19 protein-coding genes and 1 tRNA gene are annotated in these 18,453 nt (G+C 58.8%); 10 read left to right on the forward strand and 10 right to left on the reverse strand.

The window, feature by feature from the left end; translation table 11 throughout:
- Positions 1-145: 145 nt before the first annotated feature.
- The gene (idi, locus tag ABLV52_RS16230) at positions 146-700 is read right to left on the reverse strand and encodes an isopentenyl-diphosphate Delta-isomerase (RefSeq protein ID WP_050533762.1); all 555 of its coding nucleotides are present in this window, start codon (positions 698-700) and stop codon (positions 146-148) included.
- Between the two features lie 315 nt (positions 701-1,015).
- Between idi and actS the strand changes: the two genes are divergently transcribed.
- Together actS and ABLV52_RS16240 are read left to right on the forward strand one after the other, a co-directional pair.
- Positions 1,016-1,729 carry an amidase activator ActS gene (gene actS / locus ABLV52_RS16235; protein WP_023290963.1) on the forward strand — a complete coding sequence of 238 codons (714 nt, stop codon included), beginning with the start codon at positions 1,016-1,018 and terminating at the stop codon, positions 1,727-1,729.
- Between the two features lie 80 nt (positions 1,730-1,809).
- Positions 1,810-1,883, forward strand: a tRNA-Gly gene (locus ABLV52_RS16240).
- A 167-nt stretch (positions 1,884-2,050) separates the two neighbouring features.
- Here ABLV52_RS16240 and ABLV52_RS16245 read toward each other — a convergent pair.
- The gene (locus ABLV52_RS16245; RefSeq protein ID WP_348890605.1) at positions 2,051-3,439 is read right to left on the reverse strand and encodes an MFS transporter; all 1,389 of its coding nucleotides are present in this window, start codon (positions 3,437-3,439) and stop codon (positions 2,051-2,053) included.
- 129 nt (positions 3,440-3,568) lie between these two features.
- Here ABLV52_RS16245 and ABLV52_RS16250 point away from each other — a divergent pair, with 129 nt between their 5' ends.
- Complete coding sequence (locus ABLV52_RS16250; protein WP_065805875.1) at positions 3,569-4,498, forward strand: LysR family transcriptional regulator; 930 nt, start codon at positions 3,569-3,571, stop codon at positions 4,496-4,498.
- Between the two features lie 361 nt (positions 4,499-4,859).
- Here ABLV52_RS16250 and ABLV52_RS16255 read toward each other — a convergent pair whose 3' ends face one another.
- The 4 genes from ABLV52_RS16255 to ABLV52_RS16270 are packed head-to-tail and all read right to left on the reverse strand — an operon-like array spanning position 4,860 to position 7,610.
- On the reverse strand, positions 4,860-5,663 hold the full coding sequence (locus ABLV52_RS16255; protein ID WP_348890607.1) for a carboxymuconolactone decarboxylase family protein: 804 nt from the start codon (positions 5,661-5,663) through the stop codon (positions 4,860-4,862).
- A gap of 32 nt (positions 5,664-5,695) precedes the next feature.
- Positions 5,696-6,715: an aldo/keto reductase gene (locus ABLV52_RS16260; RefSeq protein WP_348890608.1), complete on the reverse strand. Its 1,020-nt coding sequence runs from the start codon at positions 6,713-6,715 to the stop codon at positions 5,696-5,698.
- 20 nt (positions 6,716-6,735) lie between these two features.
- Positions 6,736-7,299, reverse strand: a complete 564-nt coding sequence (locus ABLV52_RS16265; RefSeq protein ID WP_348890609.1) for an NAD(P)H-dependent oxidoreductase — start codon at positions 7,297-7,299, stop codon at positions 6,736-6,738.
- A gap of 2 nt (positions 7,300-7,301) precedes the next feature.
- Positions 7,302-7,610, reverse strand: a complete 309-nt coding sequence (locus ABLV52_RS16270; RefSeq protein WP_064155556.1) for a hypothetical protein — start codon at positions 7,608-7,610, stop codon at positions 7,302-7,304.
- A 138-nt stretch (positions 7,611-7,748) separates the two neighbouring features.
- On the opposite strand from ABLV52_RS16270, the gene ABLV52_RS16275 reads away from it, so the two are divergent.
- Positions 7,749-8,648 (forward strand): LysR family transcriptional regulator, encoded by a 900-nt coding sequence (locus tag ABLV52_RS16275; RefSeq protein WP_348802966.1) that lies wholly within the window; start codon positions 7,749-7,751, stop codon positions 8,646-8,648.
- Between the two features lie 171 nt (positions 8,649-8,819).
- Positions 8,820-9,095 carry a hypothetical protein gene (locus tag ABLV52_RS16280; protein WP_348890610.1) on the forward strand — a complete coding sequence of 92 codons (276 nt, stop codon included), beginning with the start codon at positions 8,820-8,822 and terminating at the stop codon, positions 9,093-9,095.
- A 3-nt stretch (positions 9,096-9,098) separates the two neighbouring features.
- Here the strand turns inward: ABLV52_RS16280 and ABLV52_RS16285 are convergent, their stop codons facing one another.
- Both ABLV52_RS16285 and ABLV52_RS16290 read right to left on the reverse strand, forming a co-directional pair.
- The gene (locus ABLV52_RS16285; RefSeq protein ID WP_065883804.1) at positions 9,099-9,671 is read right to left on the reverse strand and encodes a DUF1349 domain-containing protein; all 573 of its coding nucleotides are present in this window, start codon (positions 9,669-9,671) and stop codon (positions 9,099-9,101) included.
- 18 nt (positions 9,672-9,689) lie between these two features.
- The gene (locus ABLV52_RS16290; RefSeq protein WP_065883802.1) at positions 9,690-9,983 is read right to left on the reverse strand and encodes a YciI family protein; all 294 of its coding nucleotides are present in this window, start codon (positions 9,981-9,983) and stop codon (positions 9,690-9,692) included.
- A 217-nt stretch (positions 9,984-10,200) separates the two neighbouring features.
- On the opposite strand from ABLV52_RS16290, the gene ABLV52_RS16295 reads away from it, so the two are divergent.
- The 5 genes from ABLV52_RS16295 to ABLV52_RS16315 all read left to right on the forward strand — a co-directional run bounded on the left by ABLV52_RS16295 (position 10,201) and on the right by ABLV52_RS16315 (position 14,817).
- Positions 10,201-10,530 carry a metalloregulator ArsR/SmtB family transcription factor gene (locus ABLV52_RS16295; protein WP_348890611.1) on the forward strand — a complete coding sequence of 110 codons (330 nt, stop codon included), beginning with the start codon at positions 10,201-10,203 and terminating at the stop codon, positions 10,528-10,530.
- Positions 10,531-10,581: 51 nt separating this feature from the next.
- On the forward strand, positions 10,582-11,874 hold the full coding sequence (locus ABLV52_RS16300) for an arsenic transporter (protein ID WP_348890612.1): 1,293 nt from the start codon (positions 10,582-10,584) through the stop codon (positions 11,872-11,874).
- Positions 11,875-11,883: 9 nt separating this feature from the next.
- Positions 11,884-12,306, forward strand: a complete 423-nt coding sequence (arsC, locus tag ABLV52_RS16305) for a glutaredoxin-dependent arsenate reductase (RefSeq protein WP_044524656.1) — start codon at positions 11,884-11,886, stop codon at positions 12,304-12,306.
- Positions 12,307-12,779: 473 nt separating this feature from the next.
- On the forward strand, positions 12,780-14,333 hold the full coding sequence (locus tag ABLV52_RS16310) for a peptide MFS transporter (protein ID WP_023290949.1): 1,554 nt from the start codon (positions 12,780-12,782) through the stop codon (positions 14,331-14,333).
- Between the two features lie 184 nt (positions 14,334-14,517).
- Positions 14,518-14,817 carry a DUF1889 family protein gene (locus tag ABLV52_RS16315; RefSeq protein WP_004205347.1) on the forward strand — a complete coding sequence of 100 codons (300 nt, stop codon included), beginning with the start codon at positions 14,518-14,520 and terminating at the stop codon, positions 14,815-14,817.
- A 250-nt stretch (positions 14,818-15,067) separates the two neighbouring features.
- Here the strand turns inward: ABLV52_RS16315 and ABLV52_RS16320 are convergent, their stop codons facing one another.
- Together ABLV52_RS16320 and mdtO are read right to left on the reverse strand one after the other, a co-directional pair.
- On the reverse strand, positions 15,068-16,516 hold the full coding sequence (locus ABLV52_RS16320; protein WP_044524654.1) for an MdtP family multidrug efflux transporter outer membrane subunit: 1,449 nt from the start codon (positions 16,514-16,516) through the stop codon (positions 15,068-15,070).
- Entirely contained in the window at positions 16,513-18,450 is a 1,938-nt protein-coding gene (gene mdtO / locus ABLV52_RS16325; RefSeq protein ID WP_348890613.1) for a multidrug efflux transporter permease subunit MdtO, read from the reverse strand. Before mdtO ends, ABLV52_RS16320 begins: the two co-directional genes overlap by 4 nt.
- Between the last annotated feature and the right edge of the window lie 3 nt (positions 18,451-18,453).

Consider the following 18,453-nt stretch of genomic DNA (forward strand, 5'->3'; position numbering starts at 1 on the left):
TGTCTGACGTGAGGCCTGAAGGCTGGCGGCGTAAATGTCTTATCCGGGCTACGCAACAGCGCAGAACCGTCGGCCTGTGCAAGCGTAGCGCCGCCAGGCATTAATGACAGACACAGGGCTGCGCCTGGCCTGGAGAATAGTCAGCTTACCCGCGCACACGCGCAACAAAGTCGGTCAGCGCCTGGCGAGCGTCCCGATTTTCCGCTTCCAGCACCATCCACGGGCTAAACGCCCACGGCGTGGCGGCCAGCGCGCTTAACATCGTTGCCAGGTCAACCCACTGATAATCCATGACTTCATCGTCGTTAGGCTGCACTTCGCTCACCACGCGCGCGGCATACACCGGGCATACTTCGTTCTCAACGATGCCGTTCGGGGCGACCGCCCGGTAGCGGAAGGCCGGGTGAACCGGCACGATGTCGGCGATCTCCACGCCGAGTTCGAAGCGACAGCGGCGCGTGACGGCCTGCTCGAAGGTCTCGCCCTGCTGGGGGTGTCCGCAGACGGAGTTGGTCCACACCCCGGGCCAGGCTTTTTTGCCCAGCGAACGGCGGGTGACCAGCAATTGACCCTGCTGATTAAACAACCAGCAAGAGAACGCGAGATGTAAAGGGGTATCAAGCGTGTGGGCGGCATACTTCTCCAGCATACCGGCAGGCTGATCCTGCTCATCCAGTAAAATGACGTGTTCCCCGGCCATGACGACTCCTGAAAATAAAAAATGACCCGGCACAAACCCGCCGGGTCATGTACTCAGGCCTCTAGGGTAGCCGATAAATGGAAGAAAGGCATTACCAAAACAAGCCCTGCAGTCCGCTCTGTGAGCGGCAACGCGTCATGGCGGGCAAGTCCACCACGACGTGCGGCTCCAGCAGCAATCGCTGTCCGTCGCGGGCCGTATTCGATGGCAGGGGGATATTGGTTTCGCCATCAGGGATGACGCCCTGCGCCGCGGACTGGTATGATATTCGCCCTGATTGCGAGGTAAGTGGTTGTGTTAAGTGCAGGATGCCTGATGATGAAACGCGTTTTTATGACACTGATGCTGGTGGTAAGCCTGGCGCTGGCCGGCTGCTCCAGCAACTCCGATTCCGGTACGACCTACACCGTCAAACGCGGCGATACCCTGTATGGCATCTCCCGCACCACCGGCACCAGCGTTCGCGATCTGGCCCGCCTGAATAATATCTCGCCGCCCTACACCATTGAGGTGGGGCAGAAGCTGAAGCTTAACGGCAGCAGTTCAACGAAGACAACGAAGAAAAAATCTTCCTCCACGCGCACGGCGGCGGTCACGCCTTCGTCCGCGGTACCTCAGTCCTCCTGGCCGCCGGTGGGACAGCGCTGCTGGCGTTGGCCGACCAGCGGCAAAGTGGTCCTGCCTTATTCCACCGCCGATGGCGGCAATAAAGGCATTGATATCGCCGGGACTCGCGGCCAGCCCGTGTACGCCGCCGGGGCGGGCAAGGTGGTCTACGTCGGCAACCAGCTGCGCGGCTATGGCAACCTGATCATGATTAAGCACAGCGAGGATTACATCACCGCCTATGCCCACAACGATAAGCTGATGGTGAATAACGGCCAGAGCGTGAAGGCCGGCCAGCAAATCGCCACCATGGGCAGTACGGATGCCGACTCAGTGCGTCTGCATTTTCAGATCCGCTATCGGGCGACGGCCATCGATCCGCTGCGCTATCTGCCGCCGCAGGGCAGTAAGCCTAAGTGCTAAAAGGTTATTTTATCGCCAGTCAGCATCCGGCGGGCTTGTCACAGGGTGCGTAAGGGCTATAATGCTTCTCGCACCTCTTCGCGGGCGTAGTTCAATGGTAGAACGAGAGCTTCCCAAGCTCTATACGAGGGTTCGATTCCCTTCGCCCGCTCCAAACTCAAGTCTCCTGAAGTCTATCCAACTCAATTTTACCTTGATAAATAAGAAGTTATAGCATTCTGTTAGTCTATTGAACTCCGACGGAGGACTCCTCTTTGGTTGCGGGATCGGCGTTTTGCGCTGCTGGCGCTGGAGTAGTAGCGTTTAGTGATATTTTCGCACTTATCCTGTTTCCGCAGGATGAGTGATTTTACGCAACCGGCTCGCGCTGACGACGACCGATACCGCAGAGGCCGCGGCGGCGCTCCACAGCGCAACATGAATTGACCTTTCATCTGCTGCCAGCAGAACGCCTACGGCGGCGGCTCCCAGGCACTGCCCGAAAGTGCGCATAATGGATAAAACTCCGGACGCATAACTCGCGTGCTCACGAATAACGTTTGAGAGCATTTCCCGGTTATTGGGACTCTGAAAGCAGCCAAACCCTATTCCGCACACCAGACTTCGCAGGCAGATATCCCACATTGGAGGGCTGGCGGGTAACGTCGCCAGCAGGATCAAACCGACGACAAATATCACCAGCCCCAGGGTGGATATCGCCGGGGCTGATATCGTGTCCGCCCAACGGCCTGCATGCGGCGCAATCAGCACGATCCCTAACGGCCACGGCGTAAACAGCAGGGCAGACACTACCGGACTGTAGCCGTATTCGCTCTGAAACAGGAAGGGTAGCGCAATAAAGGTGATCCCCTGGCTGACAAAAGCAATCATCGACGTGAAGGCCGCGAGGGTAAAACGTTCATTTTTAAACATGGTCGGCGGCAGTAAGGGATGACCCGTGCGGCGGATTTGCCAGATAAAAGCCATGCCGCTCAGTGCAGCGAGAGCCATCCAGCAAAGGCTGCCAAATTGAGAAGTAGCGTTCTGGAGGCTGTTCGCCGCCATGATCGTCGAACCCAACAGCAGCGCCGACAATATGGCGCCCACGGTGTCGAAGGGCGCCTGCATACGGATCGCATCCCGCGGCAGCGCTCTGACCGCCAGCAGTAAGGCGAGGGTGCCGGGAAGAACGTTTATCGCAAACAGCCATTGCCAGCTCAGGGTGTGAAGGATCGTACCGCCCAATACCGGACCGATAGCGGAGCTGGAGGCAATGAGCAGGGCATGGAACCCCAGAATGCGGCCAAGTAAGCGTCCGGGAAATACGGACCTGAGTATTGCGGGGGCAATACTCAGCGTCGCCGCGCCGCCGATCCCCTGAAGCACGCGCATACCGATAAGCACTTCGGGCTTATTCGCCAGCGCGCAACCCAGTGATGTCAGGGTAAAGGTCGTCAGGCCCGCCAGAAATACGGGGCGATAACCCAGACGGGCCGCAAGCGCCGCGAATATCGCCAGCGTCATCGCAGCCGCCAGCAGATACCCGTTGGCGAACCAGACGGCAATACCGGCAGGTACCTGCAAATCCTGAGCCATTGAGGGCAGGGCAATGTTGATCATGGTGCCATCAAACACGCCCATTAAGGTGGTGGTCATGATTGCGGCCATCACCCGTGCGCGCGCCGGGCCAGGCAGTCCTTCGTCGCCGGGTTGGCTGGAAAAGAGCGTCATCATTTGTCCTCTGAGAAGAGTGTATGGATGACAAAACTATAAAGATGGCTTTTACCGGGCGGAAGGCGCACTATTTTCACTTTATTGTTGCATCAAACGCCTTATCTTAATGTGCTGGGAGAAAGGGGAATGTCTGATCCCGATTTTAATTTGCTGGTAGCACTCGACATATTGCTGAGTGAAGCGAGTGTCGCAGGTGCGGCACGTCGTCTGAACCTCAGCACCTCAGCCATGAGCCGGACATTAAGCAGGTTACGCGATGTCACAGGAGACCCGATCCTGGTGCGCGCCGGGCGTAACATGGTACTGACCCCGTGGGCCGAAGCGACCCGGGATCGCGCCAGGCGTGCAGTGCACGATGCCAGGGCGGTATTGCAGCCCTCAACGGAAACGTTCTGCGCGCGAAGTCTGGCGCGTCTTTTTACCATCAGGGCAAACGATGGTTTTGTGGTGGCGTTTGGGCCTGCGCTCATCGCAGCGGTTGCCGACGCCGCGCCGGATGTCTGTATACGCTTCGCGCCTAAGCCGGAAAAAACGTCGCGCTATCTTCGGGAAGGGCTGGTTGATCTGGAGATTGGAGTTCAGAGTAATATGGGGCCAGAAATACGGCTGCAACGACTGTTTGAGGATCGGTTTGTTGGCGTCGTGCGTAAAGGGCACCCGCTGGCTAAGCAGGCAGAAATAGGCGTGGGTGATTATGTCGCCTGGGGTCATGTGGTAGCGTCACCCGAGGGCGCGTTGCACGGATCCGTTGACGATGCGCTGGCAGAACTGGGGACAAAACGTAAAATTGCGAGCGTTGTTCCGGGATTTCCGACAGCACTGTCCGTGGCGTTGGAATCGGATCTTATCGCCATGATACCCGCACTCTATTTACTCAATCAGCAGGTAACGGACCAGGTACACGTTTTCGAGCTGCCGTTCAAAAGCCGTCGTATTACGGTATCGCAGATGTGGCACCCAAGAATGGAACGCGACCCCGGTCACCGCTGGCTGAGAGAGCAAATTCTTGCGATATGCGGTGTGGCCAGGTCAGTCATGACTAAGGAGCCAGTATAGCGATTGCTATAACATCAACTTATACTAAATTGATAATACAATTAATTGATATTTAAGATAAAATACATTAAGCGAAGTAGCGGTGTAATAGCTAAATTGAGATGTCCATCTCTGACCAAATAGACATGTCCGCGCTTCAGTCTCGCCACAGCGATCGCTGCTTTCAAAGGATGAGACTCATGACGGCATACGGAACGGAAATTTTCTCAATGAGCGATCTGAACAGACTCACGATCGAAGTCTCCATACTTCGATAGACCGTTTATGTTCTTTCTGCGAGACCTAATCGAAAGCCCTCGTGGTACCTTAAATTAACAATTAACGACGACTAAAGGACAGCTTTCCTGTCCTTTATCCTTTTTTATTCAGCTTTGCTCTCGCGCGATCGCAACACTTCACCGACCACCGGGGCGGCGGTAAACGCATTTGGCCATCCCGCGTAGAACGCTGCCTGGGCGACCACTTCTCCGGCCTCTTCAGCCGAAAGCCCATTATCCATGGCCCTGTTTAGGTGGTAGCCAATCTGCGCGCTCTGTCCGGCGGCGATTAACGCGCTGACCGTCACCAGACTTCTGTCGCGGGGCGTAAGCGCGGGCCGTTGCCAGAGGTCGAGAAACAGCGGGTCGGCGGTAAATTTAACCAGGCCAGGCGAAATGGGGCCGACATTTTTCTCCACGGTATCTGCACGCTGTTTCTCTACCTGTTCATTGAGGGGCAGCAGCGTCGGCGAGGCGGAGGGAAGGGCCTCTGCCGTCACGCCCCTGGTTTCAAAGATGGCTTTCGCGACGCTGACGGCTGATATTGCATTGGGCCAACCTGAGTAGAACGCCAGATGGGTAATGATCTCTGATACTTCGGCTGGCGTCACGCCGCTATCGAGTGCAACTTCAATATAGTGCTTAAGCTCGCCAGGCTGGTTGCGGGCAATCAGCATCGCCACCGTCACGATGCTGCGGTCGCGGGCGGACAGGGCCTCACGTTGCCAGAGGTCGTTGCTGATGGCCTCGCGGCCGAAGCGCGCCAGCGCTGGCGACACCGCTTGAATATCAGCGTCCGCAAGGGTGGAAGGGGTAATTTTCATCATAGCTTCATCTCTTTGTTCGTTGGCATAAGCAAAATCAGACAGCACAAGCGACAAGGCTGCCGCGGCAATCACGTTTTTCATATTTGCTCCTTTCCGATCCACAGGGCGGATCGTTAGCGTGTCCACACCTGAGGATGGTCTTTGGCTTGCGGCGTGTTTTGCGCCATCACGCCTGTGAGGAAGTGCGGCTGATAGGCTTCTTCCAGATAACGGATTTCTTCCGGGCTCAGTTGAAGGGCTACAGCGTTGACCGCACCGTCAACATGATGCTTTTGCGTGGCGCCGACCATCGGGGCGGTGACTTTAGTCAGCAGCCAGGCCAGCGAAATTTCGGTCATGGAGACCTGATGTCGTTCGGCAAGTTCAGCGACGCGGGCAATAATGATCCGATCCTGCTCTGCCGTGTCGTCGTATTTGCCCCGGGCATAATCATCTTCCACCGCTCGCCGCGTGTGGCCTTCTTGACGGGAGAGACGGCCGCTGGCCAGCGCGCTATAGGGAGTCATGGCGATACCCTCTTCCGCGCACAGCCCGAACAGCTCTCGTTCATCTTCACGCATAATCAGGTTGTAATGGCTCTGCACAGAAACAAAGGACGTCAGCCCCTCGCGTTCGGCAAGGGCGTTCGCCTTCGCCAGCTGCCAGGCATAACAATTGGAAATGCCAATCGCGCGCACCTTGCCGGCGGCGACAGCGGCATGCAGCGCCTCCAGCACGTCGATAACCGGGGTGTTGTAATCCCAGATGTGGTAAATGTAGAGGTCGATGTAGTCCATCCCGAGGTTTCGCAGACTCTGGTCAAGCGAGCGGGTGATCGCCTGTTTTCCGCTGATCCCCTCGGCAATCTGGGCAGCGGTTCGTGGCAGAAACTTGGTGGCCAGCACCACATCCTCGCGTTTTGCCATCTCCCGCAGCGCCCGGCCAACGTACCGTTCGCTGGAGCCGTTCTGATAGGCGATGGCGGTATCGTAAAAATTGATGCCCTGTTCGAGGCCGTAGCGGATGATGTCCCGGCTGGCTGTTTCGTCCAGCGTCCAGCGATGCTGACCCGTTGACGGATCGCCAAACCCCATACATCCCATGCAGATGCGGGAGACCATTAAGTCACTCTTCCCGAGCCGGATATACTGCATCTTTATTTTCTCCCTTTGGGCTATTCCACCAGAGTTTTAAGCCGTGCGATCAGTCTGGCCGCGTGTTCCCGGGCACGCGTTTTTTGCTGAGCGATTTGGTCGGCATCCCGGTCGGCGTAGCTAATGCCGCAGGTATAAACCGGCACCAGCAGCTCAAGATTGCACAGCCTGGCCGTGGTCTCGAAGGGAAGGAGATACTCTTCAATGGCATGGCCAAAGAAACCGTCAGCGGTATAGAGCGCCTGTGGCGCTCCCGTGGTGAAGGAGAGGATCAGCTTTTTACCACCCAGTTTCGCCGTTGAACCATGCGCGAAGCCGTGAACAAAGACCTCGTCCAGCCATTGTTTCATTAACCCGGGCAGCCCATACCAGGAAAAAGGGAACTGCCAGACAATCACATCCGCCTTCAGCAGGCTTTCCTGCTCTGCGGTGATGTTGAATTTGCCGTCCGGATAGAGCCAGTCCAGACGACGGATTTCCGCGTCAGGCAGGACGGTCGCCAGCTCATTGAGGATGGTGGCGTTGGCGATGGAATGGTTAAGATCCGGATGCCCGGAAACGATAAGGATATGAGGCTTTCCCATCGTTACTCCTGAGGTTTAAATTCGGCAGAGAAGAGGTTTTCCCAGTTAATAAACGAGCCGAGTGGAATACACTCGAAGGTTAATAAACCCGCCTTCGCCAGCGGAAATTCGGCCATGACGTTATTCGCCTCTTCCACGGTGTCGCACTCGAGGAAAATAGCGACGCCGGGTCGGTCCTGACGGAAATAGATGTCGCGGATAAAGCCAGATTTATACAGCCTCCAGGCGTGGAGGGCTTCCGCGGTAAGGTGCGGCGCATAGTGCTCCAGCGTTGCGCCGGGCGCGGGGATATCCAGACATAAAATTCGCATCGTTGTCTCCGGAAAGTCGTTATCAGCGGGAAGAGACAAAAGTATACGAGCCACTGGGAGTGAAGATTAGGCGGTCATTGACTTAAGAATATTTAGCCTGTACTTAATAATCAGGCGAGACTGTCGCAAGGAGATGCTATGAATAACGCCCTTTATAATCAAATACGCATCTTTCAGAGCATTGCGCGCGAAGGCAATATCTCGGCCGCGGCGAGGAAATTAGAAATCACGCCGCCGTCTGTCAGCAATGCCCTCAAGCTGCTGGAGGAGCATATAGGTCATCCGCTTTTTGTGCGTACCACCCGGCGAATCGAGCTGACGGAAACCGGCCAACAGCTGCTGGAGCAGACCGCTGCGGCGGTCGAGGTCCTGGAAACATCGCTGGAGAGCCTCCGCGACCAGAATCGGGAACCCTCCGGGGCGGTGAGAATTACGCTCTCGCGCTTTGCCTACCTGCTTATTCTTAAACCGGCGATGGCGGCTTTCTGTCAGCAATACCCGGGGATCCAACTGGAAATATCGGTCTATGACGGTACCGTCAATATCATTGAAGAACGATTCGACCTTGGGATCCGCTTTGGCGATATTCTCGAAGGCGGGGTGGTCGCCCGCCCGTTAATGAAACCGTTTCGCGAAGGGTTATATGCCTCCTCAGCCTATCTGGCCGAATATGGCGTGCCTGAGTCGCCCGCCGATCTCAGCCATCACCGGCTGATTGGCTATCGCTTTATGACCAACCACCGCATCCTGCCGCTGATCCTCAATGACCACGGCGAGCAGCTCACCGTGGAGATGCCGGGGCAGTTAATCAGCAATGATATTGACGTCATGGCAGACGGTATCCGCCATGGACTGGGGATTGGCCGCCTGTTTGAACCCATCTGGCGGCTACAGCCCGATCGTGAACAGTTTCTACCGGTGATGGAGGACTACTGGAAAACCTATCCGCCGGTTTATCTCTATTACCCAAAAAACGCGGGTAAAACGAAAAGGGTGAAAGCCCTGATTGATTTTCTGATAGCGCATACCGCGGCATAAAGGCTATTTTGCGTGCGAAATGTCTGAAGGCGCCGGCCCTGTCTTTCCCTCTGCCTTAACCCTATACTCCCTGCGGATAAAGCGGTTTTTTATCGCGGCGCATGTTGCCGTTCAACGGCCATCCCATCGTCCACGCGATGGGCGGGAAATATCAATAAGGGAGAGGCAGCAATGGGCAGACGCTTAATGGTCTGTATGTTCGCGCTGGTGGCGTTTTCGGCCAGCGCAGCGCAGGGCGTTCACGGTGGCCATAACGGCCAGTCGGTGATCGCTGGCGCCGACGGCGGCAACGGTTCGGACGGCGGCAGTAGCGATAACTCCTCGGGGCGGGCAGGGTGCCCGGGCGGCACCGATCCCGATAAGCATGGCCAATTTTATCTGCCCGGGACCCGCGAACCCTGCAATCCTGGCCCCCAGGATGCAGAGAAAGTCGGGTCTTCCCGCTAGCGTTCAGCTCAGATCGTGCAGCGCTTTGTCCAGCGGTGGGGAAAGCTGAATATCCAAAAAGGCAACCGCCAGTCCGCCGCGCTCCGGTGAGCAGCACATGACGCCCGCTTTCACCGGGCCTGGCGGAAAGTAGCCGAGCCGCAGCAGCGGCCAGCGCTCGCCGTCGGTCGAATATTGCAGCCTTAACGCATCGCCTTTGCGGGTCAGACGCAGCCAGAAGGTGCGTGGGTCGCCGGGAAAAAGCCCGGTGGCCCAGTCGGAGTGGGTTAGCGTCAGCACGCTGCCGATGGCCGGGGCATCGTCATTAAACTCAATCCCCGCCTTCAGCCAGGTCTGCTCGTCCGCCATCATCATCAGCCCGGCCTGGTCGTAAAGCGTGGTGAAATCCGCACAGATTTTTGCCTGCAGGGTAAAATCGCCCTCCACCTCAGCGGCATAAAGATGGCCGGAGAAGCGCTTGAAACCATACCAGGTATGGCGCCAGAAGTCGGTATGCTTATCGGTGACCACCGTCAGGCCGTCGGCATCGCGGCGCCACTCGGCAGGTTCATTGATCCAGTGAAAGGATGGCTGCATGTTTCCTCCGGAACAGGCTTATAACAGCGACTGCAGCGCGGGCGACGCCATGCTGGCCTCAAAGGGGATAATCTCCGTATGGGCGAGACCCAGCTGCTGGAAGGGATCCTGGCTCAGACGCGCTTCCAGAATTTCCCGGCTGTCGCATGTCGCCAGAATCACCCCGCCGGTGCGGGGAATACGGCGGCCGGAGGTGAGAAAGAGGCCGTCAGCATAGCCTTTTTTGAGCCATTCCACGTGGGCGGGGATCGCGCTGTCAATCTCTTCGAGCGGTTTTATATACGTTAAAACAACCACATAAATCGTACTCATCCTGAAAACCCTGTCAATCCGATGGGATCTTCAGCCTGACATATTTCGATGATGGTTAAAAGAAAACGCGGCATTTTTGCGTGCTATTGAGCAGGAGGCACATGTTGCAACGGTATGGAGATTTATCGCGGCTGTAAAAAACACATATGTTTTTTCGAATGCATATTGATCTTTGTTCGTGGTCCCGTATGCTGTCCGTCACGCTTGAGGAGAAACCATGTCTTTATTGCCCCTGCAACTGTTCAAAAACCTCGCCGATGAAACCCGGCTGGGGATCGTGCTGTTGCTCAAGGCGCGGGGAGAGCTGTGCGTGTGCGATCTCTGTACGGCGCTCGCCCAGTCCCAGCCCAAGATCTCCCGCCATCTGGCAATGCTGCGGGAGAGCGGGCTGCTGCTGGATCGAAAACAGGGTAAGTGGGTCCATTATCGCCTCTCTCCGCAGATGCCGTCCTGGGCGGCGCAGGTGATTGAGCAGGCCTGGCTAAGTCAGCAGGACGATGTGCGGCTGATGGTCAGCAGACTGACTGACGGGCCGGGTTGTCGGTAAAAAATTTATCTTAACATATATGATTTTTCGAATGTGATTGGTGGGGGAACGATGTTGCTTGCAGGTGCGATTTTTGTCCTGACCCTGGTGCTGGTGATCTGGCAGCCGCGGGGGTTAGGGATCGGCTGGAGCGCGGCCTTTGGCGCGGCGCTGGCGCTGGTCACCGGTGGAGTACAGATAGCCGATATCCCGGTGGTGTGGCATATCGTCTGGAATGCCACCGCCACGTTTATCGCCGTGATCATTATCAGCCTGCTGCTCGACGAGTCCGGCTTTTTTGAATGGGCCGCGCTACACGTTTCCCGCTGGGGAAGAGGGCGGGGTCGTCTGCTGTTTACCTGGATTGTCCTGCTCGGCGCGGCGGTGGCGGCGCTGTTTGCCAACGACGGCGCGGCGCTGATCCTCACGCCCATCGTAATTGCCATGCTGCGGGCGCTGGGTTTCAGTAAGGGAACGATGCTGGCCTTTGTCATGGCAGCCGGGTTTATTGCCGATACCGCCAGCCTGCCGCTGGTGGTGTCGAATCTGGTGAATATCGTTTCGGCAGATTTCTTTGCCATTGGCTTCAGGGAGTACGCTTCGGTGATGGTGCCGGTCGATCTCGCGGCGATCCTCTCCACCCTGGCGATGCTGCACCTGTTCTTTCGCAAGGATATCCCGCCGGCCTGGGATATGGCGTTACTGAAAGCGCCGGCCACGGCGATAAAAGATACGGCGACGTTCCGCACCGGCTGGGGCGTGCTGCTGCTGTTGCTGGTCGGCTTTTTCGTTCTTGACCCGCTGGGGATCCCGGTCAGCGCCATCGCGGCGCCGGGAGCGGGGATCCTGTTTGCTGTCGCGAAGCGCGGGCGGGTGATAAACACCGGCAAGGTGCTGCGCGGCGCCCCATGGCAGATTGTGATCTTCTCGCTGGGGATGTATCTGGTGGTGTATGGCCTGCGAAACGCCGGATTAACGGATTATCTGACCACGGTGCTGAACATGCTGGCGGAGCGCGGGCTCTGGGCCGCAACGCTGGGCACCGGTATCCTGTCGGCCTTCCTCTCTTCGATCATGAATAATATGCCCAGCGTGCTGGTCGGCGCCTTGTCGATTGATGGCAGCGCGGCAACAGGGACGATCAAAGAGGCCATGATATATGCCAACGTCATCGGCTGCGATCTGGGGCCCAAAATCACGCCGATTGGTAGCCTGGCCACGCTGCTCTGGCTGCATGTGCTGACGCAGAAGCACATCACCATCGGTTGGGGGTATTATTTCCGCTGCGGCATCATCATGACCCTGCCGGTGCTGCTGGTAACGCTGGCCGCGCTGGCGCTGCGTCTCTCCTTCAATCAGCCATGAGAACGTGCTATGAGCATCACCATTTACCATAACCCTGAATGCGGCACCTCGCGTAATACCCTGGCGCTGATCCGCAACAGCGGCGCTGAGCCCACCATTATCTATTATCTGGAGACGCCGCCGTCGCGCGATGAGCTGCGCCAGTTAATCGCCGCGATGGCGATCCCGGTGCGGGCGCTGCTGCGGCAAAACGTCGAACCCTACGATGCGCTGGGCCTGGCGGAAGAGCGGTTTACAGATGACCAGTTAATCGACTTTATGCTCCAGCATCCGATCCTGATCAACCGTCCGATCGTGGTGACGCCGCGGGGCACCCGGCTCTGCCGCCCGTCAGAGGTGGTGCTGGAGATCCTGACGGCGCCGCAAAAAGGCGCCTTCGTGAAGGAAGACGGTGAGCGCGTCATTGATCGGGCGGGGCAGCGTGTGAAATAGCGCGCAAAATGGCGCCGGCTATAGCAGCCGGCAAGCCATGTGCATCCTGCCTCGCGGGAGGCTCTCCGGGTGTGAAACACCTGGATGGCTGAACAATATTCTCCCTTAGCGCTATTTCTGCCTCCTCAGGCCCGTTTCCCTTACTTTTCCTGTCGTTATATGCCCTGCCTGCACCGACGGTTTTTGTCCTTTGTTACTCAATCAACTTACTGTTTTTAATAAATAAAATTATGTATTCTTTACAATGGCATAATGTCAACGCCGTTTGCGCTTTTGCGAACATTAAATCTATAAAAGTAGATGTTTGTCGACTTTTCATCTAAAAAGGGAAGGTAAGGGGCTGGACAAAACCACTGCATGGTTATCAAATGGTTAAAAATGCTCGCTTCTGATGTTAAGACAAACAAATTATAAATCGTCAGCCCGCTTTATACGGTTAACTTGCGCTGCGGCGCACCTTATCTGGAGAATTTATGCATTCCTCTGTTAATAAAAACGAAAGCCGTACCTTTTTCGGCCATCCTTATCCGCTGGGCTCCCTGTTCTTCACCGAAATGTGGGAGCGCTTCTCGTTTTACGGCATCCGCCCCTTACTGATCCTGTTTATGGCGGCGACGGTTTACGACGGCGGAATGGGGCTGGCGCGGGAGAACGCCTCGGCGATCGTCGGGATTTTTGCCGGCAGTATGTATCTGGCCGCGCTGCCGGGCGGCTGGCTGGCGGATAACTGGCTTGGCCAGCAGCGCGCCGTCTGGTACGGCTCGATTCTGATCGCCCTCGGGCACCTGTCGATCGCCCTGTCGGCATGGCTGGGCAACGACCTGTTCTTTATCGGCCTGATGTTTATCGTCCTCGGTTCCGGGTTGTTTAAAACCTGTATCTCGGTGATGGTCGGCACTCTGTATAAAAAAGGCGACGCGCGCCGCGACGGCGGTTTCTCGCTGTTCTACATGGGGATCAACATCGGCTCGTTTATCGCGCCTTTGATCTCCGGCTGGCTGATTAAATCCCATGGCTGGCACTGGGGCTTCGGCATCGGGGGGATCGGGATGCTGGTGGCGCTGATCATTTTCCGTGTCTTTGCCGTGCCGTCGATGAAGCGCTATGACGCAGAGGTCGGCCTCGACTCCACCTGGAACAGTCCGGTGGCGAAAAAGAATGGCGTTGGGGCGTGGCTGCTGGCGCTGGCGCTGGGAGTGGCTGTGCTGGTCACGCTCATTAGCCTGGGCACGATCGTGATTAACCCGGTGGCGGTGGCCAGCGTGCTGGTCTATGTGATTGCCGCTTCCGTAGCGCTCTATTTCATCTGGCTGTTCGTCTTCGCCGGCCTGAACCGTAAAGAGCGGGCGCGCCTGCTGGTGTGCTTTATTTTGCTGGTCTCGGCGGCCTTTTTCTGGTCGGCATTTGAACAGAAACCGACCTCATTCAACCTGTTTGCTAACGACTATACCAACCGGATGATCGGCGATTTTGAGATCCCCGCGGTCTGGTTCCAGTCGATTAACGCCTTATTTATCATTCTCCTCGCCCCGGTATTCAGCTGGGCGTGGCCAGCGCTGGCGCGTAAAAACGTTCGTCCGGGCAGCATGACCAAATTCGTCATTGGCATCCTGTGCGCGGCGGCGGGCTTTGGCCTGATGATGCTGGCGGCGCAGAACGTCCTGAACAACGGCGGGGCCGGTGTGTCGCCGCTGTGGCTGGTGGGCAGCATCCTGATGCTGACGCTCGGCGAACTGTGCCTGAGCCCGATTGGTCTGGCGACCATGACCCTGCTGGCGCCGGAGAGAATGCGCGGCCAGATGATGGGGCTGTGGTTCTGCGCCAGCGCGCTGGGTAACCTGGCGGCGGGCCTGATTGGCGGTCACGTGAAGGCCGATCAGCTGTCGCTGCTGCCGGACCTCTTCGCCCGCTGCTCCATCGCGCTGCTGATCTGCGCCGCCGTGCTGGCCGTGCTGATTGTCCCGGTCCGCCGGATGCTGGAGAACAGTCAGTCCAGCGGTGCGCAAAAATCCGTCAGCAACGCCTGACGCGATCCCCAGGCCGGTCCCGCGGGACCGGCTTGTTTTTTGTCCAACCCCCGCCCCTGCAGTGCAAAATCCCCTTTTCTGAATGCGCGATGTCCCATAACGTGAGCGTGTTCTTTGAAATCACGTCGCTTTCCGGTCCATAGTGTAGTCAGGTTTACTATGTGGTTAATATAAGGACACACCTATGCCAGCAGTCATTGATAAAGCATTGGATTTCATTGGTGGTATGAATACGTCTGAGCCAGTACCACAGTCTATGGATGAAAGTACCGCGAAGGGAATTCTCAAATATTTGAAAGAGCTGGGCGTGCCAGCCAGCCCGGCCGACGTCGCTGAGCGCGGTCAGCAGCAAGGCTGGAGCGCCGGGTTTACCGACAAAGTGGCGGAGTGGGCTGAACGGGTCGCCGCCGGCGAACGGCTGGTGATTAAGCATCCGGAATTCTTTTCCACCTACATGCGGGAAGAGCTGCGCGCCCTGGTGTAATCACCGCGCAGCAACCCCGCGTCTTCTGTTTAATGCCTTCCCCACTGGGGAAGGCATTCTGGCTGATGACAAACCTGTTTCATTATTGTGCCCGCATTTCTGCCGGGTGGCGGCTTTCGCCTTACCCGGCCTACGAAAGACCGCAATATCAAACCGTTATGCGGTTGGCCGTAGGCCCGCGCAAGCGCAGCGCCGCCGGGCAATCCCTGAAGACGGTTTAATGCCTTCCCCACCGGGGAAGGTATTTTTGTTACTGGCCGCGGTAGCCGCCGCCCAGGGCTTTGATCAGGGTAATGTCGGTGCTCAACCGCTGGGCCTCAATATCCAGCAGCAACAGCTGCTGGGCAAGGACCGCCCGCCGGGCCTCTTCGGCGGCGTAGCGGCTGAGCAGGCCGCGCTGATAATGGGCGCGAGCGCTGTCGGTGGTGGTCTGCGCCGCGGTGACCTTCAGCTGCTGCAGCGCGCGCTGCTGATTCAGGTCGTTAAGCTGGCTGGAGCTGATGGCGACATCGCGAACCGCGTCCAGCACCGCCTGGTTGTACTGTTTGATCAGAATATTGCTGGCGGTGCGCACCGACTGCAGATTGGCGTTCAGACGACCGCCGTCGAAGATCGGCAGATAGAGCCCAGGCAGCAGGTTGATCTGCTGGAAAGAGGACTTAAACAGATCCCCGACGCTCAGGGCGTTATAGCCCCAGAACGCTTTGATATCAAAATGGGGATAAAACGCCGCTTTCGCCGCATCGACCTGGCTCAGGGAGGCGGTCACATACCCGCGCAGCGCCTGCAGGTCCGGGCGGCGGGCCAGCAGCTCGAAAGAGAGCGACGGCGGCAGCGTCTCCTGGAGCGCAGGCAGCGCCACTGGATGGATCGCCGGCATGCTTTGCGCATCGGCGCCGATCAGCGCCCGCAGGGTTTCACGATACTGGGTCAGCGTCCCCTCGGCGCTGATGATCTGCTGGCGGGCGGCGAGCTGTTCGGCCTGGGCGTTGGCCACATCCACACTGTCTTCCACGCCGCGTTGGGTCCGGTGCTCGTGGGCCGCCACCGAGAACTGGGCAATGCCTTCCAGGTCCTGCAGCAGCGCGATTTTCTGGAACGTCGCCTGCATGGCGAAATAGAGCTGCGCCACGCTGCTGGCGATGTCGAGCTCAATGCCGGCGGTCTCCGCCAGCCGGGCGTTTTTCTCGCCAATGGCGGCGGCAACCCGGGCGCGATCGGCTCCCCAGAGATCGATATTCAGCTGCGCCCCGACGCCAACGGTGTTCAGCGTATACCAGGGACCGTTCTTATCCACCGGCAGGGAGTAGGAGTAGGGCCAGCTAAAGGATTTGTCGGTGATCCGCAGGCGGTTTTGCGCCGCGACGGCGGTGGCCTGCAGGCCCATCGCCGACTGGGCGAGTTCCACCGTGGACTGCGACTGAGAGATGCGCAGCCGGGCGGCCTGCATGGTCGGCGAGTTCTGCAGCGCCCGGTTGATCAGCATATTGAGCTGAGGATCCTCATAGGCCTCCCACCAGCGGGCTGCCGGCCAGTCGCTATTCGCCAGGTGGATCACCTGCGCCAGCTGGGCCTGCTGCGGATTGACGATGGCGACCTGGGCTGGCTCGTCCTGGATCAGCGCGCAGCCGCTGAGCAGCGTCAGCGTCAGGGTAAGGAGAGTGCCGCGCAGCCGCGCGGAGAAAGGAAGGATCATCATGACGTTTTAGCCTGTTGCTCAGTCGCTATCGGTGTCGGGCCCCAGTCGGGCAGGGCGGCCAGCGCGGCGGCCAGCGCCGGGCCAAAGGGGTTAGTCAGGTCGGCGGCCAGCTGCTCGGCAGGCGCTGTCGCCTCCTGTTCGATACGTTCGGCGTAGCGCCGCAGCTGTTCGGCGCAGCGGGTCAGGGTCGGGTCTCCCGGCGCGGCGTTGAGCCGGTACCCTTCGCTGAGGCGGGCGATCTCCTCGGCCCGGGCGAGGGTGGCGCGCATCGGCCAGTCTTTCGCCTGGGGCCAGGGGTGGGCATACGTGCCCAGCGGTTCGGCGCGAACCCGATGGATCAGCGCTTCGCTGTCGGTGAAGGCGACAAACAGAGGGGCCAGCGGCACCGCATCGTGCGGGGCGGCGAGGCAGTCCGCCAGCCGGCGATAGAGTCCGGCGAGGCGCGATTTCAGCTGCGGCGCTTCGCTGTCCGGCCAGAGATACAAATGGACAATGGAGGAGACCAGCACCCCGAGCAGAATGCCCAGCACCCGGTCCCGCAGCTCGGTGAGGTTTGTCAGCGGACCAAACCAGCTGAGGAAGGCCAGCGCAAAAGTGAAACCAATCTGGATCCCGGCGTAGGCGATACGCTCCGAGCCGGCGGCAATCCAGGCCGCCAGCGCCATCACCGGCAGGGACATCGCCAGCAGCCCCGACAGCGAGTCGGTCCAGGGCTGGACAAAGACGATTAACAGCAGCGCCAGCAGAGTGGCGAGCAGCGCGCCGCCGATGCGCAGCCACGTCTTCTGCATCGTGGCGCCCAGCCCGGGCTGGGCGACGATCACGCAGCTCAGCATAATGGTGTGCAGCCCCTGCCAGTCGGCAGCGGTATAGAAGACATAGCAGATTAGCGTCGCCAGCAGGGTCTTGAGCGCAAAATGGAGATAAGCCGGGTTGCGCCAGGCGTCCGGCGCCAGCAGAGGCGGTTTTTCCACCTCGCCCTGCGGCAGGGCCACCGGCTCACCCTGGGCCAGCTGCTGCAGAAGGGCAGCCATCTCCTGCAGAACGGCGCGATTGGCGCCGCGGCCGCTGAGCGCCAGGGGGGGAATGGCGCCGTCAAACGGCCCCTCGCTAAGGGCGCTCTTCAGCTGCAGTACCGCCTGCGACAGCAGCAGGCGATCGTCGCTATCGTCCTCGTCCGCTTGCAGCAGCGCCGCCAGCTGGTAGCAGCGCAGGGTGGCGGCCAGCCGCGAGCGCCAGGCCTGCGGATCGGCGGCGATCTCCGGCGTCGCCCGACAGGCCTGGGCGAACAGCGACTGCAGCTGGTTGAACAGCGCGGCGGTCTCGCCGAAGGTCGGTGGCGTTTCTCCGCCCGGGGTCGCCAGCCGGCTGGCGACCGACTGCAGCATCTCCGCCAGACTCGCCTTAAACTGGTTGCCGGGAAAGGCCTGCTGAAAACAGGCGTTGACCAGCAGGGTGACAAGGATCGCGGTGTTAATCGCCACCCACAGCCAGAGCAGCAGCCGCACCAGGATCTCGCTCTGGCTGGTCATCGACGGGAAGGTTTGGGCGTAAATCACCGCCAGCGCCACCACGAAAAAGGCCAGTCCCAGCTTGCCCAGCACCCGCATCAGATAGATGGCGCAGAAAAAGAGCGCCACGGAGGCCGCCAGGCGGATCAGCGGGTAGTCATAGGTCCACTTGATGATCAGCAGCACGCCGCCGAGCGCCACGCTGACGGTGACAAAAAAGACCACGCTGACTAACTTAATCATCAACACGTTAGGCTGGCTGACGTAGAACACGACGATCAGCGCGACGGCCAGGAAGGGGATCTGCAGGGTCATGAACAGGGTGATGAGCACCGCACAGCTCAGCGTCAGGCGCAGCGTGTAGCTGGCGCGTCCCGGCGCGTCGCGCAGTTCCTGGCGTAAAAAATGGGCGAGAGGAAACATCGC

The sequence above is a fragment of the Klebsiella sp. GB_Kp056 genome (assembly GCF_040064755.1).
GTDB lineage: Bacteria > Pseudomonadota > Gammaproteobacteria > Enterobacterales > Enterobacteriaceae > Klebsiella > Klebsiella quasipneumoniae.